This window comes from Pseudomonas sp. TE3911, assembly GCF_054062775.1.
Window position 1 is genome coordinate 1,771,294 of record NZ_JBSSFP010000001.1, and the last position, 23,284, is coordinate 1,794,577.

A 23,284-nucleotide genomic window follows, 5' to 3' on the forward strand; every position below is an offset into this window, starting at 1 on the left:
TGACCAAACGGCTGAAAAAGAGACTGCTCGGTCACGTAAAAAAGGCTTCGAAAAAGTAGTTGACGACCTAACGATTCCGCGTTATTTATTTAAAAAAATATTTCAATGTTTGTTTTGAAATGATTTTTGAAATGCCTAAGAGCGAATAAAAATGAAAAAAACGTCTTTTATCGCATGGTTGATTTCCCGGAGCCTTCTTCGCTCCCTGAACCTGTTTTCCACCTCCCTGCCAAGGAGGCTGCCATGAACCAGACTCTGGCAGCGCCAAGCGTGTGGACCGATGGCAAGCGCCACCTGTGGTGGTTGGGCATCATGCCGCTGGCCACACCCCTGTTGTCCGGCTCCCTTGCCATTTTCACCGGCGTCCAGCAGTTATGGTGGGTCGGCGTGCTGGTGATCTTCGGGCTGATCCCACTGATTGACGGCCTGCTCGGCGAAGACGTGAGCAACCCGCCCGAGTCGGCGGTCAGCCATCTGGAAACCCAACGCTACTACCGCTGGATCGTCTACACCGGCGTGCTGTTCGTCATCTCGTCAGTGATCATTACCGGCTGGCTGGCTGCCGGCGGCATCGAATGGATCATCCAAGGTGGTCTGTTGCACGCCACCGCTCACCTTGATCCTTCCAACTGGCTGGTCCACGCCGCCAGTTACATCACCGATCGCACGCAACTGCATGGCGCACCGAGCTGGTTCACCTACTTGGGGATGGCCATGTCGACCGGCGCCGCCACCGGCATTGCCATCAACACTGCCCATGAACTGGGGCACAAACCCAACGCCTTGGAAGTGTTCCTGGCCAAGGTCACATTGGCACCGACCTTCTATGGGCACTTCTACACCGAGCACAACCGTGGTCACCATGTGCGTGTCGCCACGCCAGAAGACCCCGCCAGCTCGCGCTTGGGCGAAAGTTTCTGGGCCTTCCTGCCGCGCTCGGTGTGGTTCAGTGCGCACTCAGCGTGGAACCTGGAGCGTGAACGCTTGCGCAAACTCGGCCTGCCGGCCTGGCACTGGAAGAACGGTGTACTCAGTGCCTGGATGTACAGCGTAGTGCTGTGGGGCGCGATGATTGCCTGGCTGGGGGCGGCGGTGATTCCCTTCTTGATTATCCAGGGCATCTACGGGTTCTCGTTGCTGGAAGTCGTGAACTATGTCGAACACTACGGCCTGAAACGCCAGAAGTTACCCAATGGTCGTTATGAACGCTGCTCGCCTCGGCACTCCTGGAACAGTAATCGGATTGTCACCAATATCTTTCTGTTCCAGTTGCAGCGGCACTCCGACCACCACGCCAACCCCACGCGCAGTTATCAGTCGCTGCGCCACTTTGATGAATCGCCGCAACTGCCCTATGGGTACGCGAGCATGATTGTTTGGGCCTATGTACCTTACTTATGGCGCCGGCGCATGGACCATCGGGTGCTTAATCATTACGCCGGGGATATCAGCCTGACCAATCTTCAGCCCTCACAACGTTTGAAGTATCTGGAGAAGTACAGCAACAGCGCCAAGCCGTTCTGACATGAAGTGATACCCAGTTGTGTACTCGGGGCCTTAAATGCCGCGCAGGATTTTATCGCCCCGAGTAAGTGGTTTGACCCGAACAACAATAATTAAAGGGAAGGACGTACACCATGCAATCACCTGCCAAGTTCACTACCCATATTCTATTGGCTGCACTGGGCCTGATCGTTTATCACCAGGCCCAGGCCGCCCGTATCGAACCGGCCGGCAGTGCGTTCACCGCCCAAGGCCCCATCAGTTTTTCCAAGGGGGCGCTGATCAGCGCCGACTGCACCATTAAGGTCGCGGGCAAAGTCGCTGCCGATGGTTCATCCGTGAATGTCGACAAAGTTGAGTTCGATGGCGGCCTCAAGTGCAGCCGGGTCGAAGCCACCAACTTGCCGTGGGTGCTGGTGGCCAAAGACACCAAAAGCGGTTCCATGTCGAATATCAGCGTGGATGTGCACGCCTTCGGACTGGGCGGCAAGTGCGGGCCTTCTACCGCTGATGGCACGTGGGACAACGCCACCGGAAAGTTGGAAGCGGCCAATGTACCCATTGGCGAAGACTGCAAGATCAAGACGGTGTCGATCAAGATGCCGCCCACCTTCAAAGTAGTTGAATAACGCCGTCCACGTTTAGAGCGGTAATTGAATTGAGATTTGGCTGGAAAGGGAAGTTCTGCAGTTTCACCGTGACCTCTCGTTCATGGCCATTACCCCCTGGCGAATGACTCGCCATTACATGTGAGGAAAAACAATGAAAAGTTTGAAAACCCTCGTTTGTGCAACTTCTTTTGCTCTGTGCTTTGGTGCCGTTTCGATGGCAAACGCCGCGACCATTGCACCTGCTGGTGCCGCTTTTACCACCTCGGGCTCTATCACCGTTAAGTCGCCGGCGTCCCTGAATATTCCGGTCACTTGCAACATTATCTTCACCGGTACCGTGGCGAGTGGTGGTGCTGGAGCTTCGATTACCGGCGCCACGGTCAGCGGTTCCAACCCGCTGTGCGGCGTTCCGGTGTTGAGCAACCTGCCATGGCCGCTGACGGTCGCTGGTACTGGGCCTGACGCGTTCACCGGCACTGTTTCGGGTGTGAAATTCAAAATCGCCTCTGACTGCAGCGCTACGCCGGTGACCATCGCGGTCAACTGGAAGAACTCCACCAACACGCTGGGTATTTCTACGCCTCAAACCGTGGGCTCTTGCACAATTACCGCCCTTACCGCTGTTCCAAGTCCAGCGTTCACCGTTAGCCCATAAGTACCCTGAGTACTTGACGTGATGATCACACGTTGAAACTGGCAAGTGCCTCGTAAGAGGCACTTGTTTGAAAAAGTTTGCAAGGGTGGAATACAACAATAAGGAGTGGCGCATGAGTATTAAGAGAACAGCCGCACGCAGTCTATTGGGCTTTAGCATTTCATCTGATCAGTGGCGCTACGCATAGGCGAAGTGACTCGCCAGACCCTGTGAGGAATAACAATGAAAAGCTTGAAAACGTTCGGTTGTGTAACACTCTTTGCTCTTTGCGGTGGGGCCATATCGACCGCCAGTGCGGCCACTATTGCCCCTGCCGGTAGCGCATTTACCACAGCGGGCACTATTACTATAAAGTCTCCCCTTAGTCTTAATGTACCAGTGACTTGCAACTTCGCGATGGCCGGTTCGGTTGCATCTGATGGATCAGTTGCAGCGATTACCAGTGCCGTGTTCAGCGGTTCAAACCCCATATGCTCAATTCCTGTCGCGAGTAATTTTGTGTGGCGTTTGAAGCTGACAGGTAGCGGTCCCGACGTGTTCCCCGGAACGCTTGGTGCGTTGAAGTTAAAGGTTGCATCGGACTGTAGCAGTTCTCCAGTGAACATCAGTGTTATCTGGAAAAACTCTACTAACACCCTGAGCATCACAAGCCCTCAAACCGTGGGGGCTTGCACGATCACAGGTCTCACTGCTTCACCCAGTCCGGCGTTTACTGTTTCTCCGTAAATGGCCTGGGTGCTGGATGGGACGGTCATGAATTGCAGTGAGCAAGTGCCTGGCAAGAGGCACTTGTTGAAGTAAACCGGGTTCGGAAAAACCGATATCGGTGCTTAACAACTATAAGGAGTCGGGCATGAATAATAAGAAAGCACACGCACGCACGTTAATAAACCTGGCCGTTATCGGCGGCCTGATGGTTATAGCCGGCAGTGCGCAAGCCGGTGGGTTCTCTACTCCGACGTTCGGGGCGGAAGGCTGGGGCCGCGCGTTCGGTGGTGGTTCGATGTTTAAGGATGATCCGTCATCGGCTTACAACAACCCGGCGGCGATGGCGTTCATTGATCACAATATCTCGCAGTTCAACGTTGACTACGCGCGTATCAATATTCACTACAAAGGTACCGCCAAAGACTACGCAGGCAATCCGACCTCCACCACGACTGTTAACCCCGATACCTTTGAGTTCAATTCCGTGCCCCGCGATGGTGATGGAGGGCAGGGCGGTTTTACCGCCTGGGTGCCGACCGGATTCATGGTCATGCCGATCGGTGACCGTTTCGCTTTCGGTCTCAGCCAAGTGGTGCCCATGGGCGCACGTACCACCTGGGACAATGACTGGAAGGGCCGGGATTTTGCGGTTGACACGCGCATCGAAACCGTCGGGTTGACGGGGTCGCTTTCGTTCAAGGTCAACGATGAGTTTTCCATCGGCGGTGGCGCGATTGTTCAGCACACCAAAGGCTTCGTCAGCCAGAACGTTGACCTCTATGCCGCCGCTGCACTTGCTCCGAATTCGATCCCATTCCCGGCGGGCATTGGCTACTCGCTCATGCGAGTCAAAGTCGACAATACCTCGGTGGGCTGGTTTGCCGGCCTGGCCTGGAAGCCAACCCCACAAGACACTCTGGGTTTGAACTACCACGCCAAGATCAAGAACAAGCTTGAAGGCAAATACAACATCTACGCTGACGAAGGCTCCCAGGGCCTGATCGATGCTGGGTTGCCGGGCATTTTGTATCCAGGTCTCAACCTTCAAATGAACGGTAAAGCCTCCACCCAATTGGACGTTCCTGCCAGCGCAGCGATTGATTGGGTTCACCAGTTCAATGATCGTTTTACCCTCGGTGCCAGTGTCTTGTGGACCCAATGGTCGTCATTCAAAAACCTGACCCTGAAGTCTGAGGGGTCGACCATCGTTGCCATCCCTTACAACTACAAGGACGCCTGGATGGTCTCTCTCGGCGGCGACTATAAGCTCACCGATGATTTCACGTTGCGCGCCGGTGTTGCGACGGACCAGACACCTACCCGTAACTCCACCCGCGACCCGCGTATCCCGGATGGCGACCGGATCTTCACCTCGCTGGGCTTCGGTTACAAAATCAGAGCGATTCCGGGCCTGGGCATCGACGGCTCCTACTCCCACCAGTTCGTGGAAAAAGCCAAGTTGAAAACCCAGAACCAGGATCGTCTCGGGGGGGCAACCCTGGACGGCAAGGCCGAAGCCTATGGCGATGTCGTGAGCCTGGGGGTCACTTACAACTTCTGATCCTGTGTTACGCCGTGCCGGTGCGAAGCCCGCAGTCAGCGCATCTTTCTGCAGGTTTTTCACCGGTAATGCAACGAAGGGGTCGCCCACGCGACCCGTTCCGATTTCGTCCAATTCGCGTTGATTCGGCTGACAGGTTCAGTCGCTATTTTTTTCGCTTAAGCATTAAATAAAAATTTCAAAACAAAATTTGAAATTAGCTTTCCAAGTTTGTAGTGTGGCTTTACGCCGCAGGTCAATTCGACCTTGCGCACGTAAACCACGCCCTGAATCGAGTAGAGGTATCCCCATGGTTATCTGGTTATTGGTGGGTTTCGCAGCCGCGATTGCCCTGGCGTATCGACAAGCTGCCGCGACCCTGTGGTTAGGGGCCGGCTTGATCTGGTTGGCACTGGGTTACGTGTTCAACGTGGTGGCAGGTTTTGGGGCCAGCGTCGCGGCGCTGCTGGTGATAGCGCCCGCGTTGCTGATGACGATCAAACCCCTGCGTCGCACCTTGCTCACCAGCAAGGCCCTCGGCCTCTTTCGCACGATCATGCCGGCAATGTCCGACACCGAGCGTGCGGCTATCGAGTCCGGTACCGTGTGGTGGGACGCCGAGTTGTTCAGCGGCAAACCCGATTGGCAGCGCCTGTTGCAAGCCGCGCCGGCCAGCCTCAGCGCCGAGGAGCAAGCCTTCCTCGACAATGAAGTGGAAACCTTGTGCGACATCGCCAACGACTGGGAAACCACCCAGGTCTGGCAGGACATGTCCCCCGAAGGCTGGCAGTACACCAAGGATGCCGGTTTCCTCGGCATGATCATTCCCAAGCAGTACGGCGGCAAAGGCTTCTCCCACTATGCCCATTCGCAAGTGGTGATGAAGCTGTCGACGCGCTGCTCGGCGGCGGCGATTTCGGTGATGGTGCCCAACTCCCTCGGCCCGGCCGAGCTGTTGCTGCACTACGGCACCGACGCCCAACGTAATTACTACCTGCCGCGCCTGGCTCGGGGTGAAGACATCCCGTGCTTTGCCCTGACCAGCCCGTATGCGGGCTCGGATGCCGGGGCCATTCCAGACTTGGGTATTGTCTGTAAGGGCATGCACGAGGGCGAAGAAGTGCTGGGTTTCAAAGTGACCTGGGACAAGCGCTATATCACCCTCGGCCCCATCGCCACCGTGCTGGGCCTGGCGTTTCGCGCTGAAGACCCGGACGGCTTGCTGGGCCCGAAAGGTTCGCTCGGCATCACCTGCGCACTGATCCCCACGTCCCACCCCGGCGTAAACAGCGGTCGCCGCCATTGGCCACTTAACGCCGTATTCCAGAACGGCCCAACCACCGGCAAGGACGTCTTCATCCCGTTGGAATGGGTGATCGGCGGCCGTGAGCAAGTCGGTAATGGCTGGCGCATGCTGATGGAGTGCCTAGCAGCGGGCCGTGCCATTTCGTTGCCGTCGGCCAACGTCGGCCTGGCCAAGGTTGCGGTGCGTGGCACTACGGCTTATGCCGCGATGCGCAAGCAGTTCGGCCTGCCCATCGGCAAGTTCGAAGGGGTGCAGGCACCTCTGGCGCGCATGGCCGGGCATTTGTATGCCTGCGATGCGGTGCGCAAGGTATCGGTAGCGTCCCTGGATGCCGGCGAGAAACCTTCGGTGATCTCCGCCATTGCGAAGTACCACGTCACCGAGCGTGCGCGAATCATCGTCAACGACGGCATGGACATCGTCGCCGGCAAGGGCATTTGCATGGGCCCGAATAACTTCCTGGCCCGTGCGTATCAGCAAAGCCCCATCGCCATCACGGTGGAAGGCGCGAATATCATGACGCGCTGCCTCATCATCTTTGGCCAGGGCCTGATCCGTTGCCATCCCTATGTGTTCCGTGAGATGGAAGCGGCGCGCAACCCGGACCGGCGTAAGGCGCTGGAAGACTTTGACAGCGCGATGTTCGGCCACGTGAGTTTCGTGCTAGCCAACACCGTACGTGCGGCGGTGCATTCGCTGACTGGCGGCCGTCTGATTTCCGCACCTGCCAAGACCGACCCCGCGCTGGCGTCCTACTACCGCCAGGCCAATCGTCTGTCGGTGGTGCTGGCGCTGATCTCGGACATTTCCATGGGTGTGCTGGGCGGTGCCCTCAAGCGCAAGGAAAGTATCACCGGGCGTCTGGGGGATATTCTGTCGCAGCTGTACATTTTGTCCTGCGTGCTCAAGCGTTTCGAGGATGACGGCCGGCCTCAGTCAGACCTGCCGCTGGTGCACTGGTCGGCTCAGGATGCGCTAGTGCGTGCTCATGAAGCCCTTGCCGAAGTGCTGGAAAACTACCCGTCCAAAGCCGCCGCCGCCGTGGTGCGCGGCCTGACGTTCCCGTTCGGCATTCCGCTGCGCAAACCGTCGGATCGCCTACTGGCCCAGGTGGCCGATGTGGTGCAGACACCGGGCGAGACCCGTGACCGGTTGTTGGCCAATTCCTACATTCCACGTCCGGAAATCGACAAGTTGGCGTATGGCGAGTTGGGCTTCCGTCTGCTGCCACAAGTGGAGCTGATCGACGCCCGGCTCAAGCCTGCCATCAAGCAAGGCGTGCTCGAACCGATGCCTATTTCCGCCACGGCTTTCACCACCTGGCGCGTCAAGGCCAGGGCGCTGGACTTGATCAGCGACGACGAAGACGCCTTGCTCGCGCGCTATGTGGAATACGCCGACCACGGTATCCAGGTGGATGACTTCCCGCAGGACTTTGGTTTGCTGGAGGCCTTGCAGCAGCGCAAGCAGGCGTTGGAACCGGCCACCAAGCGGCGCAGCAGCCAAAGCGAAAACGCCTCGGTCAACTAGGACAAACGCGGCCAATGTGGGAGGGCGCTTGCACCCGATAGCAATCCATCAGTCACCGACTCATTGGCTGAACCACCGCTATCGGGGGCATGCCCCTCCCACATGGACCGGGTTTACAAGGTCAGAATGTGTTGTGAGTGAATGCTGATATGAGTGACAGCTACCTATCGTTCGTCAATTCCCCCTGGGGCCGTCGCCTGGCCCAGGCAGTGGGCTTGCCCCAGCCCGTGCCGTTGCAACGCCATCGCAGCGGTCAGCCGGGCCTGGCTAATCCGGTGATTGTCGCCGGGGCAGGGCGCCTGGCCTCCCAGGTGCACCAGGTCTTCAGCGCCACCGACACGGTCGCGGCTACCCCGGCAACGCTCAAGGCGCCGTCCACGGTCAAAGCGCAGGGCGCGGTGTATGACGCCAGCGCGGTGGTCGACCTTAAACAGTTGGATGAGCTGTACGTATTCTTCCACGCCAACGCCAAGCGCCTGGGCCAACACGCACGGGTGGTGGTGCTCGGCACTGCACCGGAGCATTGCGCGGACTTGCCCCACGCCGTCGCCCAACGCGCCCTCGAAGGGCTGGTGCGTTCGCTGGCCAAGGAGCTGCGTCGGGCGATCACCGTCCAGTTGCTTTATGTTGCGCCGGGTGCCGAAGACGGGTTGGACAGCAGCCTGCGTTTCTTCCTGTCGCGGCGTTCGGCCTATGTGTCGGGGCAAGTGGTGCGATTGGAAAAACCGGTAGATGGCAACCCTAGTGTCAACTGGGACAAGCCTTTCGCTGGCCGACGTGCGCTGGTCACTGGCGCTTCCCGTGGCATCGGTTTGGCCATCGCCCAAGTCTTGGCGCGTGAAGGGGCGCACGTGGTGTGTGTGGACGTGCCCCAGGCCCAGCAATCGTTGGAACAGGCCGCCGCCAGCGTCGATGGTTCAGCGTTGCCCCTGGACATCACCGCGCCGGACGCAGCCTCGTCGTTGCTGGCCCACGTCAGCCAATACGGCGCGTTCGATGTGGTGGTGCACAACGCCGGCATCACCCGCGACAAGACCATCGCAAAAATGCCCGAAGCGGCCTGGCGCGATGTGCTGGCGGTCAACCTCGAAGCACCGTTGCACCTGAGCACCGCATTGATGGAAAACCAGGGGCTTAATCCCGGTGGGCGCATTGTGTGTGTGTCATCGATTTCCGGTATTGCCGGCAACCTCGGCCAAAGCAACTACGCCACCTCCAAGGCTGGCGTGATCGGCCTGGTGCAAGGCCTCGCGACACGCGCCGCCACGCAGCAGGTGACGGTGAATGCCGTAGCGCCGGGGTTTATCGAGACCCAGATGACAGCAAAGATTCCCCTGATGATTCGCGAAGCAGGGCGGCGCATGAACTCTATGAGCCAGGGCGGGCAGCCCATCGATGTGGCCGAGACCATCGCCTGGTTGGCGCATCCCGCGTCGGGTGGCGTCAATGGCCAAGTCGTTCGTGTGTGCGGCCAAAGTCTGCTGGGAGCCTGAGCCATGGACTACGTGACCCAGATTATCGACCCGCCGCCCTCGCGCACCCAGTTGTTGCTGGATGGCGTGCGCGCCCTGCGTAAGCCCAAGTTCGACGGCGCGCCGGTACTGCCCAAGGAGCGGCTGGTGCGCTCGGCGGTGGGGTTATCCGCCGCCGGCATCGCCGCCTATGGCCGTGCCTGCAGGTTCCGGCGCGAGCAGGGTGTGCCGCTGTCCTATCCCCATGTGCTGGCGTTCCCGCTGCACTTGATGCTGTTGACCCGGCCAAGCTTCCCGTACCCGGCCAGCGGCATGGTGCACTTGGCCAATCGCATTCGTCAGCACCAGCGCCTGCACGAAGGTCAGGCCTTGCGCCTGGAGGTGTATGCCGAGCGCTGGGTCGCCCACCCCAAGGGCCAGGCGCTGAGCATCGCCACACGCGCTTACAGCGCCGGCACCCTGGCGTGGGAAAGCGACAGCCTCTACCTGCGCCGCGACGTAAAAGACCCGATCGGCGAGCCCTGGGGCGACGCGTTGCCATTGCAGGAACACGGCCTGCTGCGCACCCAGCGCTGGGTTTTACCCGCCGACCTGGGCCGGCGCTTCGCCAAGGTTTCGGGGGATTTCAACCCAATCCACACCTCGGTGATCGGCGCAAAACTCTTCGGTTTCCGCCGCGCCATCGCCCACGGCATGTGGACGCTTGGCCGCGCCTTGGCCGCCCAGCAACCGCCCGGTGGATTGGATCAGGCCGAAGCCCATTGCGACTTCAAGTTGCCGATCTTTTTGCCCGGCCAAGTTGCCCTGTGGCAACACCCTGTGACCGGCCCGCGTCGCGAATTCGAAGTGCGCAATTTCGCCGGCGACAAACCCCATATGCGCGGGCTATTTGTCTGGAATGAGAGCCATACATGAGTGACTACAGCTTCAATCCGGCCCCGACCCGCCGCGTGGCGATTATCGGCGGCAACCGTATCCCTTTTGCCCGTTCCAACACGGTGTATGCCCACGACAGCAACCAGGATTTGCTGGTAGCGGCGCTGCAAGGCTTGGTCGACCGTTACAACCTGCATGGCCAGCGCCTGGGCGAGTTTGCCGCCGGCGCGGTGATCAAGCATTCGCGGGATTTCAACCTCGCACGTGAGTCCCTGCTATCAACCACCTTGTCCCCCGAGACCCCGGCCTACGATCTGCAACAAGCCTGCGGCACGGGCCTGGAAGCGGCATTGCTGGTGGCGAATAAAATCGCCCTGGGCCAGATCGAAGTAGGCATTGCCGGTGGCGCCGATACCACCTCCGACGCCCCCATCGGCATCAACGAATCCTTGCGCCATACCTTGCTCGCAGCCAACCGCGCCAAGGGCTTGGGCGACAAGCTCAAGGCTCTGTTGAAGGCGCGGCCGTCGATGTTTTTCAAACCGCTGCTGCCACGCAACGGCGAGCCGCGCACCGGTTTGTCCATGGGCGAGCACTGCGAAGAAATGGCCAAGCGCTGGCAGATCAAGCGCCTGGCCCAAGATGAGCTGACCCTCACTAGTCACCAACGCCTGGATGCCGCGTACAAACGCGGTTTCTTCGAGGACCTGATCAGCCCCCACCGCGGCCTGACCCGTGACAACAATCTGCGGGCCGACGCCAGCCTGGAAAAACTCGCCGGTCTATCCCCAGCCTACGACCGCCAGAACGGCACGCTCACAGCGGGCAACTCCACGCCTCTGACCGATGGCGCCTCGGTGGTGCTGCTGGTCAGCGAAGAGTGGGCGGCCGCCAACGGCTGGCCGGTGCTGGCTTACCTACGCACCGGCGAAACCGCCGCGGTGAATTTTGTCGACGGCACCGAAGGTCTGCTGATGGCCCCGGCCTATGCCGTGCCGCGCATGCTCAAGCGCGAAGGCCTGAGCTTTGCCGACTTCGATTTTTTCGAAATCCACGAAGCCTTTGCCGCTCAGGTGTTGTGCACCCTCAAGGCCTGGGAAGACGCCGACTATTGCCGCGAACGCCTGGGCCTCGACGCGCCGCTGGGCGTCATCGACCGCGCCAAAATGAACGTCAACGGCGGTTCCCTCGGCTGCGGTCATCCGTTTGCCGCCACCGGTGGCCGGCAATTGGCGGCGTTGGCCAAGGCCATCCACGAGCGCGGCGGCGGGCGCGGGTTGATCTCGATCTGTGCAGCGGGCGGGCTGGGCATTACCGCCATTGTCGAAAAGTAGCGCTACCCAAAATAACAATAAGGAGACTGCCATGAACGCTATCAGCCAGGAACACACCGAACGCGTGTGGTTGAATGCTTATCTGCCCGGCGTCCCGGCAGACATTGATGCCGCGATTGAGGAATACCCATCGCTGCGGGAAGTATTCCTGGAGCACCTGGAAAAATTCCGTGAGCGCGTGGCTTACGTCAGCATCGGCACTGAAATGACCTACGCCGACTGGCAGGTCCAAGGCATTGCGTTTGCCGCCTGGCTCCAGGGCCAGGGCGTACAGCCGGGCGACCGTGTGGCGCTGATGATGCCCAATTGCTTGCAGTACCCGATCTGCCTGCTCGGCACCATCCTGGCTGGCGCGGTGGTGGTCAACGTCAACCCGCTGTACACCGCCCACGAACTCAAACACTTGCTCAAGGACAGCGGCGCCGAGACGGTGGTGATCTTCGAAAACTTCGCCCACACCCTGGAGAAGGTTGTGGCTGGCAGCAGCGTCAAGCGCGTGGTAATCGCGGCCATCGGCGACTTGCTCGGCACCTTCAAGGGCGCGGCAATGAACTTCATCCTGCGCAGCGTGCAGAAGCAGGTACCCGCGTTCAAGCTGCCGGGGGCGGTACGTTTCAATCGGGTGTTGAAACAGGGGCGGGCCCTCAACCACTTTCCGGTGAGCATGGCCCTGGATGACCTGGCCTTCCTGCAATACACCGGCGGCACCACTGGCGACGCCAAAGGCGTGATGCTCAGCCACCGTAATATCATCGCCAACCTATTGCAGGCCAAGGCGTGGGTCGGCGACCAACTGGACCAACACAAGCAGGAAACCAACGTCACGTTGCTGCCGCTGTACCACATCTTTTCCCTGACGGTGAACTGCCTGATGTTCATGTGCCTGGGCGGGCGCAACATCCTCATCGCGAACCCTCGGGACGTGAAGCGGGTGCAGATGATCCTGCGCAAGGAGCGCTTCAACGGCATTGCCGGGGTCAACACACTGTTTAACGGCTTGCTGGAAAACAAGGAGTTCTGCGCGCGGGACTTTTCCGACCTGCGCATGGTGATCGCCGGCGGCATGGCCACCCATACGGCGGTGGCCAAGCGCTGGAAGGAAGTCACTGGGCTGCCGATCATCGAAGGTTATGGCCTGACCGAGTGCTCGCCGGTAGTGAGCATCAGCCCGATCAACATTGCGCGCATGCGCGAGATGGAATTCACCGGCAGCATCGGTGTGCCGTTGCCGTCCACCTGGGTGCGCTTTATGCGTGAGGACGGTGAACTCGCCGACATTGGCGAGCAGGGCGAACTGCAAGTGCGTGGCCCGCAGGTGATGCAGGGCTACTGGAAACGCCCCGAGGCAACCGCCGAGGTGCTGGATGCGCAGGGCTGGTTGTCCACCGGCGATATTGGTGTGATGGACGATCGCGGCTATATCCGGCTGGTGGACCGCAAGAAGGACATGATCCTGGTCTCGGGCTTCAACGTGTATCCGAATGAAATCGAAGACGTGGTGGCGATGCACCCTGGCGTAGGCGAAGTAGCGGCGATTGGCGTGGAGGACGGCGTCACGGGCGAGAAAGTGAAGATCATCGTGGTGCGCAAGGACCCGAACCTGACCCAGGAACAGATCCTCGCCCATTGCCGGGAATACCTGACGGGCTACAAGGTGCCCAGGTATGTGGAGTTTCGCACCACCGAGTTGCCTAAAACCACCGTGGGTAAAGTGCTGCGCCGAGCCTTGCGCTGATTTAAATGTGTAGGTGATCTAAATGTGGGAGGGGGCTTGCTCCCGATGGCGGTGGCCCAGTTGGAACATCTTCGTCTGACACACCGCCATCGGGAGCAAGCCCCCTCCCACATGTTCAAACCGAGTTCACGTTGACCCAACGTTCTTCCTGGGCAGCCACGCGAATCGCCGTCGCCAACCGCTCCACTTCCCACGCGGCTTCAAAGTCGGTGCCATCGGTCCCCTGGCCTGCGACGGCCATGATCAATTCTTGCACTTCCAGGGTCTTTAACTCGTTGTAGCCAAGTTGGTGTCCCGCTGCCGGGCTGAACGCCGCATAACCGGGCAGGGAAGGGCCGGCCAGCAAGCGTTGGAAGCCGTCCTGGCCGACACGGCACAGGCGAAGCTCATTCAAGCGCTCCTGATCGAACGCCAAGGTGCCTTTGGTGCCGCTGATCTCGAAGCTCAAGTGGTTCTTGTAGCCATGTTTGAGCCAACTGCTGCTCACCGTGCCGCGCGCGCCATTGGCGAAACGCAGCAGGGCATGTACCTGGTCATCCACGGCGATAGGTTTGAGTTCGTTGCTGCCTTTGACAGCCGGGCGTTGAACGTGGACGGTCTGGGTATCGGCGCAGACGCTGACCACATTCCCGACCAGATAGCGCGCCATCGACAGCAAGTGGCTGCCCAAGTCCGCCAGGGCGCCGCCGGCGTGTTCCACTTCGCAGCGCCAGGACCAGGGTGATGTTGGGTCAGCCATAAAGTCTTCGCTGAACTCGCCCTGGAAGCTGATGAGGTCACCCAACTCGCCACTGGCGATCAATTGCCGCGCCAAGGTGATCATCGGGTTGTGTTGATAGTTGTAGCCCACCCGGGTTACTACCCCGGCGGCACTGGCGGCGCGGCGCATGGCGTCGGCCTGTTCCAGGCTCACGGCCAGGGGTTTTTCGCAATACACCGCTTTGCCGGCGGCAATCGCGGCCATCGCCATGGGGTAGTGCAGGTGGTTGGGGGTGGTGATGGCCACGATATCGACCTTGGGGTCGTTGATCAGCGCCTGCCAGTCGCCATGGGCGTGATCGAACCCCAAGGACGAGGCGCAGTGCTGGGCGCGTTCGGTGTCGGCATCGGCCAGGGCGGCCAGCTTCAGGGTGACTGGCAGTTCAAACACCGCCCGGGCATTGTTGAACGCCAAGGCGTGGGCGCGGCCCATGAAGCCTGTGCCGATCAAGCCGATTCCGAGTTCACGCATAGCCGTGGTCCTTTGGATTATTGTTTTCAGGATGTGCATTAATGGAATAAAAATTCCCATATTTCAATAGATGGAATAAAAATTCATTAACGCCTCGGTAATCACCTTGGCGAATGCAGCTATATTCACCAAGTGGCCAAAAGCCGCCAGTTAACAAAAGATAACGTAGCGCCGATTGTCAGACGATTCCAAAGCCCGATAGGATGGCCCCTGCTTCCTTCAGGCGCTCTAGATTGCAGGTTTCAGAGCCCGGGAAGGCAAGACCTAACAATAATAAATGGGAGAAAGGTCTATGAGTGAGCCTGTCATGGGTTGGGTTGTTTGCCGCCCACGCGCCGCACGCAGGGTTGCGTTGCTGGCCACAGCGCTCTCGTTGCTGGCCGGTGCTGCGTTGACGACACCGGTGCTGGCAGCCAGCGATACCCCCGCAACGCCAGCGTTTGCGATTGAGTCCCCCAAGGCCGCCAAAGGCCTGATGATCGACGTGGTGCATGCCGGCAAGCGCCTGGTAGCCGTCGGTGATCGCGGGCATATCCTCTATTCCGATGACCAGGGCTCTACCTGGACCCAAGCTAAAGTCCCCACCCGCCAATTGCTCACGGCAGTGTTTTTCGTCGACGACAAACATGGCTGGGCGGTAGGCCACGATGCGCAAATTCTCGCCAGCACCGACGGCGGCGCCACCTGGGCCCAGCAATACCAGGACCTCAAGCGCGAAGCGCCGCTGCTCGATGTGTGGTTCAAAGACGCCAATCACGGCCTGGCCGTCGGCGCTTACGGTGCATTGATCGAAACCACCGATGGCGGCAAGAGCTGGAACGACGTCAGTGACCGCCTCGACAACGAAGACCAGTTCCACCTCAACGCCATCGCCCAGATCAAGGATGCCGGCCTGTTTATCGTCGGCGAGCAGGGCAGCATGTTCCGCTCCAGTGACGACGGGCAGACCTGGGAAAAACTCGAAGGCCCTTATGAAGGTTCGCTGTTCGGTGTGATCAGCACCGCGCAACCGCAAACGCTGCTGGCCTTCGGCCTGCGCGGCAATCTGTACCGTTCCACCGATTTCGGCAGCACCTGGGAGCAGGTTGAGTTGAACGCCACCCGTGGCGCCTTGGAGTTTGGTTTGTCGGGCGCGACCTTGCTGGATGACGGCGCAATCGTGGTGGTCGGCAACGGTGGCAGCGTGGTGGTCAGCCACGACGATGGTCAGACCTTCAGCGTGTTCAACCGCTCTGACCGTATTTCACTGTCGTCGGTGACGGCGGCGGGCAATGGCAACTTGATTCTGGCCGGGCAGGGTGGCGTTCGCGTATCGACGCCGACTGGCGCTGAGCTCGTAAAACAATAAGAAGGCGGGGACAGAATGAGCAGTCATCACAACGATAAAGCGACCTTTCTTGAGCGCCTGATTTTCAACAATCGCCCGGCAGTGATCGTCATCTGCCTGCTGGTGAGCGTGTTCCTGTTCTGGCAGGCGACGCTGATTCGCCCGTCCACCAGCTTTGAAAAGATGATCCCCCTCAAGCACCCCTTCATCGAAAAGATGATGGAACACCGCAACGACTTGGCCAACCTGGGCAACACCGTGCGCATCTCGGTGGAGGCCAAGGACGGTGACATCTTCACGAAGGAGTACATGGAGACCCTGAGGCAGATCAACGACGAGGTGTTCTACATCTCCGGCGTCGACCGCTCGGGCCTCAAGTCGCTGTGGAGTCCTAGCGTGCGCTGGACCGAAGTGACCGAAGAGGGGTTCGCCGGCGGTGAGGTGATCCCCCAAAGCTACAACGGCTCGGCGCAAAGCCTCGATCAACTGCGCAATAACGTACTCAAGTCCGGCCAGGTCGGGCGCTTGGTCGCCAACGATTTCAAGTCGAGCATCGTGGATATCCCGCTGCTGGAGTCCTATCCGGACCCGCAGGATCAGGGCAAGTTGCTGGCCCTGGACTATCGCAAGTTCTCCCATGAACTCGAAGACAAGATCCGCGACAAGTTCGAAGCCCAGAACCCCAACGTCAAGATCCACATCGTGGGCTTTGCCAAGAAGGTCGGCGACCTGATCGACGGCCTGGTAATGGTGGTGCTGTTCTTCGGCATCGCATTCGTCATCACCCTGATTCTGCTGCTGTGGTTCACCAACTGCCTGCGCAGCACCATCGCGGTGTTGAGCACCACCTTGGTTGCGGTGGTCTGGCAACTGGGGTTGATGCACTTCTTCGGCTTCGGGCTGGACCCGTATTCGATGCTGGTGCCGTTCCTGATTTTCGCCATCGGTATTTCCCATGGCGTGCAGAAGATCAACGGTATCGCCCTGCAATCCAGCGAGGCCGACAACGCGTTGACGGCTGCACGGCGGACCTTTCGTCAACTGTTCCTGCCGGGGATGATCGCGATCCTGGCGGATGCGGTCGGGTTCATTACGCTGTTGATCATCGACATCGGCGTGATTCGTGAGTTGGCCATCGGCGCGTCCATCGGCGTGGCGGTGATCGTGTTCACCAACTTGATCCTGCTGCCGGTGGCGATTTCCTATGTCGGCATCAGCAAGCGCGCCATCGCCAAGAGCAAGAAAGACGCAAACCGCGAGCATCCGTTCTGGCGCCTGCTGTCCAAATTCGCCAGCGCCAAAGTCGCGCCAGTGTCGGTCTTGCTAGCCCTGGTCGCCTTTGGCGGCGGCCTCTGGTACAGCCAGAACCTCAAGATCGGCGACTTGGACCAAGGTGCACCGGAGCTGCGCCCGGACTCGCGCTACAACAAAGACAACAACTTCATCATCAGCAATTACTCCACCAGCTCCGACGTGCTGGTGGTAATGGTCAAGACCAAGGCCGAAGGCTGCTCGCGGTATGAAGCCATGGCGCCCATCGATCAGTTGATGTGGAAGATGCAGAACACCGAGGGCGTGCAGTCGGCGATCTCGCTGGTGACCGTGTCCAAGCAGATGATTAAAGGCATGAACGAGGGCAACCTGAAATGGGAAACCCTGTCGCGTAACCCGGACGTGCTGAACAACTCCATTGCCCGCGCCGACGGCCTGTACAACAACAACTGCTCACTGGCGCCGGTGCTGGTGTTCCTCAACGACCACAAGGCCGAAACCCTCGACCGCGCCGTGCATGCGGTGCAGGACTTCGCCAAGGAAAACAACAAGGACGGCCTGGAGTTCATCCTCGCCGCCGGTAACGCCGGGATCGAAGCTGCCACCAACGAGGTCATCAAGGAGTCGGAACTGACCATCCTGATCCTGGTGTACCTGTGCGTGGCGACCATGTGCATGATCACCTTCCGCTCGTGGGCCGCGACCCTGTGCATCGTGCTGCCACTGGTGCTCACCTCGGTACTGGGCAATGCGCTGATGGCGTTCATGGGCATCGGCGTCAAGGTCGCGACCTTGCCGGTGGTGGCGTTGGGCGTGGGGATTGGCGTGGACTACGGCATCTACATCTACAGCCGCCTGGAAAGTTTCCTGCGTGCCGGGTTGCCGTTGCAGGAAGCCTATTACCAGACGCTCAAATCCACCGGTAAAGCCGTGCTGTTTACCGGCCTGTGCCTGGCCATCGGCGTGTGCACCTGGATCTTCTCGGCCATCAAGTTCCAGGCCGACATGGGCCTGATGCTCACCTTCATGCTGCTGTGGAACATGTTCGGTGCACTGTGGCTGCTGCCGGCACTGGCGCGCTTCCTGATCAAACCCGAGAAGCTGGCGGGTCAGAAGGGCAATTCGCTGTTTGCCCACTGAGCCCAAGGCGGTACACAACGTCCGGCGTCAGCGACGCCGGACGTTGAGGGTCAATTGATGGTTGGCGCGATAGCCAGGAAGAGCTGGTCCTGGGGCGGCGCGATCAATACGTACAGGATTCTTTCCACCGGGTCGGCCCCTGCCGCCTGCTCAGTGCGCAATTTCGACTGGACATGTTCCTTGAGCAAATCCTTTTGCGTGTATTTGCGCTGGCTTGCCAGTTTCAAGTGGGCTCGCGTGTAGCGCTCAGGCGGTGCGTCGGCGGTGGCGTAGTGAAAGTGGGCATACCACAGCACACTGGGCGGCTTTTGCGCTTTGTCGTACACCGCGTATTCGGTGAAGAAATCCCCACTGAGGGTTGGCCGCTGCGGGTCTGCCAGGCTGGTCAGGTTGATATCGATCTCCTTGTGCCGCCAGAGGTAATCGAGGCTTTCCAGGGTTGGCCACTGGCGTTTGTAGGCGTCGCTGCACAGTCGTGTGGCCATGCGCTGCATGTCCCTGGCGTTGGCGCGGTAGCGATCGATGGCGTCCTGCGCCCTGGGCTGGTCGCTGTGATCCCGTGCGATTTCATCCGCAAGTGCGTTGAGTCTATCGGCCTGTCCGGTGAGCAACTCATCCCAGTCGGCCGGGTTGACGTCTTGCCGGGTGAGGGCGGACTCCAGCTTCTTCTGTTGGGCACTGATCAGACGTTCGATCTCGGGGCGTTGCCGCAGCACTTTCTCGCCCTGGTCTTTGAGCATTGCCAGGGTAGAGGCCGGCGCCGCCGGTTCGGGGGCGGCCATGGGTTGCTGGGGCGTTTCCACCCAACTGCCGGCATCATCCGCGTCGAAGGTGGTCAGGGGTTCACCGGTCAGGCTATTGGTAATGGTGAGTCGTTCGCGAGGGTGTAGACCATCGACAGGTTTCAGCTCGCCGATCCAGTACGTGCGCGTACGGGTTTTGAAGATACGTTTGGCCGGCTCTTTCGGCCTGAGCAACGTGGCGGCGGATGCTTCGACCTCCAGTGCTTCCTGGCTGCGCACCACACTTTCCAGCTCGTTTTCAGCCAGCGTCCGCGCCCGACTCAGCCCGGCCAGCAGGCGTTCGGCCACGGGGTGTACGCGTTGCGGATTGATGAACGTGAGCGCCTCGATGGCCTGCTCGTAGCTGCGGTACTTGTCCAGGATTGTGCCGTACAGCAATCGTTGCTCATCCAGCGGATAACCGCTGCTGCTGCGCACTTCGGTATGTGACAGCAAGGCCTGGCCCAGGCTCGAATTGTTTAGATGGTCGATGTACAGCGCCTCCAGCGGCGACGCCTCCAGCGCCGACAATTTCACGACCACCCACGAGAGCGGGATCAGCGCATGCATCTCCAGGTTCTGCGCAAAAAAGTGCTGGAACGTCGTAATTTTGGACAACGCTTGCGTGCGCAACACACGTCCGGCCACGGAGTCCTGTTCCAGCAACTCAAGGGTGGTTTCCATCTCGCGCGAGCGGGCCGCCATGCGTTGAACGACGTCCGCCAGTTCAATCGAGCGGGTCACATGTTCGTTATACGCCCAGGGACGACCTTCGCGCAGTTCCTCGCGCATCCGGCTGGCCAGGTGGCTCATGGGCTCGCCACGCTCAGTGAACATAAAGGTGTCGGCCCATTTCTGCAGGTGGAAATGCGTGCGCATTTGCTCGTCCCAAAGCGTTTTGAGCGTGATGGCCTGGTCCTGCACATGGGGGCCGGCACCCGCGTATTTCTGCAGGTCCTGACCTACCTTGTACAGCTCGATGCGCTTTGGCAGTACCTTGGCGTAACTCTGCTCGAGTTTATCCAGGACCACCTCATAGTCGGTGCGCGCCTTCGAATAGTTGGCCATCGCCTCCTGATGCTTTGCTTCGATCGCGGGTTTCAGCACATCGAGGGCGTTTTGCAGCAGGTTCCACAGCTTCTTTAAGGTAATCGCATGTTTGTTCAGGGCGTCGCGGTTATTGTTAAGGCGGGTCAACCAATCTCTGAACTCGGCCATGTCCGGGGAAATCTGCGCATTGAGCGTGTCCATGCGGTCCTTCAATTGCACCGCCTGGCGACGATTCTCCTCGCGCAGCGTTGCCAGGCGCTTGGGCCCACCGCCCGCCAGCTTGAGCCCGCGGTCTAGGGTCCAGTGGCCCTTGCCATCGGTGCGCAGCTTGATGCCGGGGTGGTCGGGTTTGTTCGGGTCAATGATGAATATGTCGTCCACGTCCGGGGTAATGTTGACGCGAAACAGCAGGCCGCCCACCGTGGCGTGCCAGCGCTGGCCGATCTTGAACAACCCGCGATAAGGGCCGAGCGCGACGGGGTCCGGGGCGTGTTCAGGCCAGGGCACATTGACCTCCAGCAGTTTCCTTAACAAACGCGCCGAGGCACTGTCGCTGGCCAGGGAGCGGTCGATATCCAACAGGGTGCGGCCGCCGCCGGGCGGTTCGGCAGGCAAGCCGACGATGCCCCGTCGCACCACGGCCGGGGTTGAGATGGCCTGGCCCTGCGGGTGTTGCAATGGCAACCGTGGGACCTCCGCTTGCGCAGGGGGCTGTGCTACGTGGTCGCGTATCCCCAGGTGAATCAGAACCATGCTGGTGTTGAGCAGCAGGTCGACCCACGCCAGTTCACGGGCAATCGGGTCTTTGCTTTCCAGGGCTGGTACGTCCTGCTTGAGGCTCAGGGCCAACTGCATGAACCAGCCCACCGCCGCCAAGGGCCCACGCACCAGCATCAGCAAGGTGTTGAAGCCCAGTTGCACGCCTTCGAGAATCAGCGCCCAGCGGCTTTCGGCGTTGGAGGTCGAATCACGGTCGGCTTGCTCCTGCAGTTGCCGCGCTTCGCACTCGTACAGGTAGTCCATCAGTTGGTTGTTGCCCAGCGCCTGGAGGATTTGATCGCTGCTTTCATCACTCGGCGGGGCCAGCGTCGCGGGGCGTGGAATGGGCGGCAAGGGGTCGAACTCGGAACCTATGCCGCTGACACGCACGTAATGGGGTTCCCGGAACCCGCCGTTGCTGTACACCGCTCTGGCAGGGTCTTCCATCCAGGCCAGGACGCTGTCCTGCAGCTCGCCGGGTTCGGCGATGGCGGCCAGCAGACTGGCGCGGTCGGTGAATTCCAACAGCGAATCCCGATATGCCGGGCGATACAACAAGCGCGGGCCTGGCTGCCCGTTGCGCGGCTCGATGATGAACATATTCTGCACCCCATCCGCCTTGGCGCCGGGCTTGCGTTGAAAGGCGAGCACACGCATGACCACTTCATCCATGCCCGCCCAGCGCTCGGTACTGTGGGTGCCCAGCACTGCTTCGACATAGCGCAGCCCTCGCGACGTAAGCCCGGCCTGGCCTTTGATCTTGTATTCCAGGGCCTGGGTTTTCAGGTCGATGGGACGCTGCACAAGGAACAGCCGCTTGCGCTCTTGCGCCTGGGCGTCCTCGCCGAGCAGTGACTGGTGAAGGTAAGCCGGGTAGTTGCGCCCGACATCGATGCGCTGCACCAGCGCGAGCAGGTACTCCGGGGTCAGGCTGCTGTCGACCGGCTGGCCATCCGCATGGCGCACCGTCATGCGGCCGGCAGGTTTACCTGAAAGGTTCTTGAGCGCCAGGTCGACCAGGCTCATTGACACGCGGTCGATGTAGCCACTTTGCAGGGTGCCCACCGGCACTTCGAAGGTCAGTTGCAGTGCGCCGGCCCGGTAGGCGCCCTGGGCAAGTTCCTTGCAGCTGCGTTCGCCGTGTTCGGTGGCGTTGCGGTCCAGGCACAGTTGGTGATCCAGATGGCTGGCGGCATAGCTGCGAATATCCTCGAGATCATCGAGGTAGTGTTTGCCTTGATTCAGACGCCGAAGGCTGGCCTGTTCGAGCAGGCACTGAGAAAACGCGAAACGATCGGCCGCCGAGGCGTTTTGCAGCCAGCCGGGCAGGGCCGCCTCGATCGCCGGCGCGGGATGGCTGGCGATGGCGGGGGAGTCGGTGAACAGGCTCGCCAGGTCGGTGATTGCCGCAAACTGCTGTTCCAACGCCTTGACGCTGGTGCCCGCAGGCAGGCGCAGACTGGCCAGGTTCTCCAGTTGCCGATCCAATACCAGCGCCGCCTGCACTTCGAAAATATCGCCATCGGGCTCGTACAGGCGCCAAGTGATGGTGTCGGCCATCCCCTCTGCCTGCATGCGTTTGCCCCATGCCTCGCCGAATGCATCCAGGCTGGCGTAGGAATCGATCCGGCCGGACAAACCACACAGCAGCACGCGCGTGCCGCTGACCACTAGAATATCGCTGGCCTGCTGCGTCAGTGATGTGCTGCCTTGTACAAGCTGGGTTTCCAGGGTGTAGGCGTGGATCGCATTGGCAGGCCATGGCTGCTCGGTCCTGGTTTCTCGGCTGGGATAGTCGGCCAGGGTGCTCAGTATCTGCAGTTGCTGGGTGTCGTCCCCCGATTGACGGACGGCGCTGGCCCTGAATGCGCCGCGCAGCACTTCGGCCAACCATTGCCAGCGACTGACGCCGGTATCGCTGTCCTGTTCCCAATACGCGGCCAGCGCCTCTTGGGCCCCGATAAACAGGATCAAGGGCAGTTCCCGTATCGCGTTTTCGAAGACGTTCAGGTCGTAGCTGCGCTCGCCATCGGCCTGAAACGTGAGTCGGCTGCCGGTGGCGTCGCTCAGGTAGGCGTCCAACCCGTAACTCAATGAAAGGTCGGGAAAATGGCCGTCGGCAAGGAATTGCAGCGCCACATCCAGCAGCGGCCGCAGTGCCCGGCCGCCCCCCTCACGGGGGAGCGCCATGTACAGATCCGAAGGGGCGATGGACAGGGGCGGGTAGTGTTCTTTCAGGGTGCGGGCCAGCATTTCTGCAACTACCGACCGCAGGGCGGGGCGCGTTGAAAACTGCCCCTTTATCACGGTTTTCAGCAGGTTTTCCGCCGGGATCGGCGTGACGATTGGCATGAAAGGTATTCCTTTACGTTGGATAAGCGAATGCCCGCCTAACCTAACGCCAACGCCACGCCTGATGCGGTAGCCCGATAGCACACATGTGCGCGAACGGC

14 protein-coding genes are annotated in these 23,284 nt (G+C 60.2%); 12 read left to right on the plus strand and 2 right to left on the minus strand.

The features are described 5' to 3' along the window. The first annotated feature begins 243 nt into the window (after positions 1–243). The 10 genes from ACVWXD_RS08190 (at position 244) to ACVWXD_RS08235 (ending at position 13,270) form a co-directional block, all read left to right on the plus strand. Positions 244–1,524 carry an alkane 1-monooxygenase gene (locus ACVWXD_RS08190; protein ID WP_095184567.1) on the plus strand — a complete coding sequence of 427 codons (1,281 nt, stop codon included), beginning with the start codon at positions 244–246 and terminating at the stop codon, positions 1,522–1,524. Between the two features lie 113 nt (positions 1,525–1,637). Continuing rightward, a complete protein-coding gene (praA, locus tag ACVWXD_RS08195) occupies positions 1,638–2,132 on the plus strand; it encodes an alkane oxidation protein activator PraA (protein ID WP_032886505.1) in 495 nt (164 codons plus the stop codon). A 133-nt stretch (positions 2,133–2,265) separates the two neighbouring features. Continuing rightward, complete coding sequence (gene praB / locus ACVWXD_RS08200) at positions 2,266–2,769, plus strand: alkane oxidation protein activator PraB (RefSeq protein WP_081797686.1); 504 nt, start codon at positions 2,266–2,268, stop codon at positions 2,767–2,769. A gap of 222 nt (positions 2,770–2,991) precedes the next feature. Next, a complete protein-coding gene (praB, locus tag ACVWXD_RS08205; protein ID WP_277419709.1) occupies positions 2,992–3,495 on the plus strand; it encodes an alkane oxidation protein activator PraB in 504 nt (167 codons plus the stop codon). Positions 3,496–3,622: 127 nt separating this feature from the next. Further along, a complete protein-coding gene (locus tag ACVWXD_RS08210) occupies positions 3,623–5,038 on the plus strand; it encodes an outer membrane protein transport protein (protein ID WP_181643328.1) in 1,416 nt (471 codons plus the stop codon). 289 nt (positions 5,039–5,327) lie between these two features. After that, positions 5,328–7,853: an acyl-CoA dehydrogenase gene (locus ACVWXD_RS08215; protein WP_122756541.1), complete on the plus strand. Its 2,526-nt coding sequence runs from the start codon at positions 5,328–5,330 to the stop codon at positions 7,851–7,853. 149 nt (positions 7,854–8,002) lie between these two features. Further along, positions 8,003–9,346: a 3-oxoacyl-ACP reductase gene (locus tag ACVWXD_RS08220; RefSeq protein ID WP_095184571.1), complete on the plus strand. Its 1,344-nt coding sequence runs from the start codon at positions 8,003–8,005 to the stop codon at positions 9,344–9,346. A gap of 3 nt (positions 9,347–9,349) precedes the next feature. Beyond that, positions 9,350–10,240, plus strand: a complete 891-nt coding sequence (locus ACVWXD_RS08225; protein WP_457370849.1) for a MaoC/PaaZ C-terminal domain-containing protein — start codon at positions 9,350–9,352, stop codon at positions 10,238–10,240. Next, positions 10,237–11,535: an acetyl-CoA C-acetyltransferase gene (locus ACVWXD_RS08230; protein WP_457370850.1), complete on the plus strand. Its 1,299-nt coding sequence runs from the start codon at positions 10,237–10,239 to the stop codon at positions 11,533–11,535. The genes ACVWXD_RS08225 and ACVWXD_RS08230 overlap by 4 nt, the downstream gene beginning before the upstream one ends. Positions 11,536–11,566: 31 nt before the next feature. After that, positions 11,567–13,270: an AMP-binding protein gene (locus ACVWXD_RS08235; protein ID WP_122680865.1), complete on the plus strand. Its 1,704-nt coding sequence runs from the start codon at positions 11,567–11,569 to the stop codon at positions 13,268–13,270. A 115-nt stretch (positions 13,271–13,385) separates the two neighbouring features. Here the strand turns inward: ACVWXD_RS08235 and ACVWXD_RS08240 are convergent, their stop codons facing one another. After that, the gene (locus tag ACVWXD_RS08240; protein ID WP_457370851.1) at positions 13,386–14,501 is read right to left on the minus strand and encodes a Gfo/Idh/MocA family protein; all 1,116 of its coding nucleotides are present in this window, start codon (positions 14,499–14,501) and stop codon (positions 13,386–13,388) included. A 307-nt stretch (positions 14,502–14,808) separates the two neighbouring features. On the opposite strand from ACVWXD_RS08240, the gene ACVWXD_RS08245 reads away from it, so the two are divergent. Together ACVWXD_RS08245 and ACVWXD_RS08250 are read left to right on the plus strand one after the other, a co-directional pair. Then, entirely contained in the window at positions 14,809–15,849 is a 1,041-nt protein-coding gene (locus ACVWXD_RS08245) for a WD40/YVTN/BNR-like repeat-containing protein (RefSeq protein ID WP_242461431.1), read from the plus strand. Positions 15,850–15,864: 15 nt separating this feature from the next. Continuing rightward, positions 15,865–18,240 carry an efflux RND transporter permease subunit gene (locus tag ACVWXD_RS08250; protein ID WP_032886494.1) on the plus strand — a complete coding sequence of 792 codons (2,376 nt, stop codon included), beginning with the start codon at positions 15,865–15,867 and terminating at the stop codon, positions 18,238–18,240. Positions 18,241–18,290: 50 nt separating this feature from the next. Here ACVWXD_RS08250 and ACVWXD_RS08255 read toward each other — a convergent pair whose 3' ends face one another. Continuing rightward, complete coding sequence (locus tag ACVWXD_RS08255) at positions 18,291–23,183, minus strand: dermonecrotic toxin domain-containing protein (protein ID WP_260368013.1); 4,893 nt, start codon at positions 23,181–23,183, stop codon at positions 18,291–18,293. Positions 23,184–23,284 lie beyond the last annotated feature (101 nt).

What these genes read in the sequence shown, in the direction of transcription:
- ACVWXD_RS08210 (WP_181643328.1), top strand. Translation starts at nt 3,623, where the DNA reads ATGAATAATAAGAAAGCACACGCACGCACGTTAATAAACCTGGCCGTT.
- ACVWXD_RS08240 (WP_457370851.1), bottom strand. Translation starts at nt 14,501, where the DNA reads ATGCGTGAACTCGGAATCGGCTTGATCGGCACAGGCTTCATGGGCCGC.
- ACVWXD_RS08230 (WP_457370850.1), top strand. Translation starts at nt 10,237, where the DNA reads ATGAGTGACTACAGCTTCAATCCGGCCCCGACCCGCCGCGTGGCGATT.
- ACVWXD_RS08245 (WP_242461431.1), top strand. Translation starts at nt 14,809, where the DNA reads ATGGGTTGGGTTGTTTGCCGCCCACGCGCCGCACGCAGGGTTGCGTTG.
- ACVWXD_RS08235 (WP_122680865.1), top strand. Translation starts at nt 11,567, where the DNA reads ATGAACGCTATCAGCCAGGAACACACCGAACGCGTGTGGTTGAATGCT.
- praB (WP_081797686.1), top strand. Translation starts at nt 2,266, where the DNA reads ATGAAAAGTTTGAAAACCCTCGTTTGTGCAACTTCTTTTGCTCTGTGC.
- ACVWXD_RS08250 (WP_032886494.1), top strand. Translation starts at nt 15,865, where the DNA reads ATGAGCAGTCATCACAACGATAAAGCGACCTTTCTTGAGCGCCTGATT.
- ACVWXD_RS08255 (WP_260368013.1), bottom strand. Translation starts at nt 23,183, where the DNA reads ATGCCAATCGTCACGCCGATCCCGGCGGAAAACCTGCTGAAAACCGTG.
- ACVWXD_RS08190 (WP_095184567.1), top strand. Translation starts at nt 244, where the DNA reads ATGAACCAGACTCTGGCAGCGCCAAGCGTGTGGACCGATGGCAAGCGC.
- ACVWXD_RS08225 (WP_457370849.1), top strand. Translation starts at nt 9,350, where the DNA reads ATGGACTACGTGACCCAGATTATCGACCCGCCGCCCTCGCGCACCCAG.
- ACVWXD_RS08220 (WP_095184571.1), top strand. Translation starts at nt 8,003, where the DNA reads ATGAGTGACAGCTACCTATCGTTCGTCAATTCCCCCTGGGGCCGTCGC.
- ACVWXD_RS08215 (WP_122756541.1), top strand. Translation starts at nt 5,328, where the DNA reads ATGGTTATCTGGTTATTGGTGGGTTTCGCAGCCGCGATTGCCCTGGCG.
- praA (WP_032886505.1), top strand. Translation starts at nt 1,638, where the DNA reads ATGCAATCACCTGCCAAGTTCACTACCCATATTCTATTGGCTGCACTG.
- praB (WP_277419709.1), top strand. Translation starts at nt 2,992, where the DNA reads ATGAAAAGCTTGAAAACGTTCGGTTGTGTAACACTCTTTGCTCTTTGC.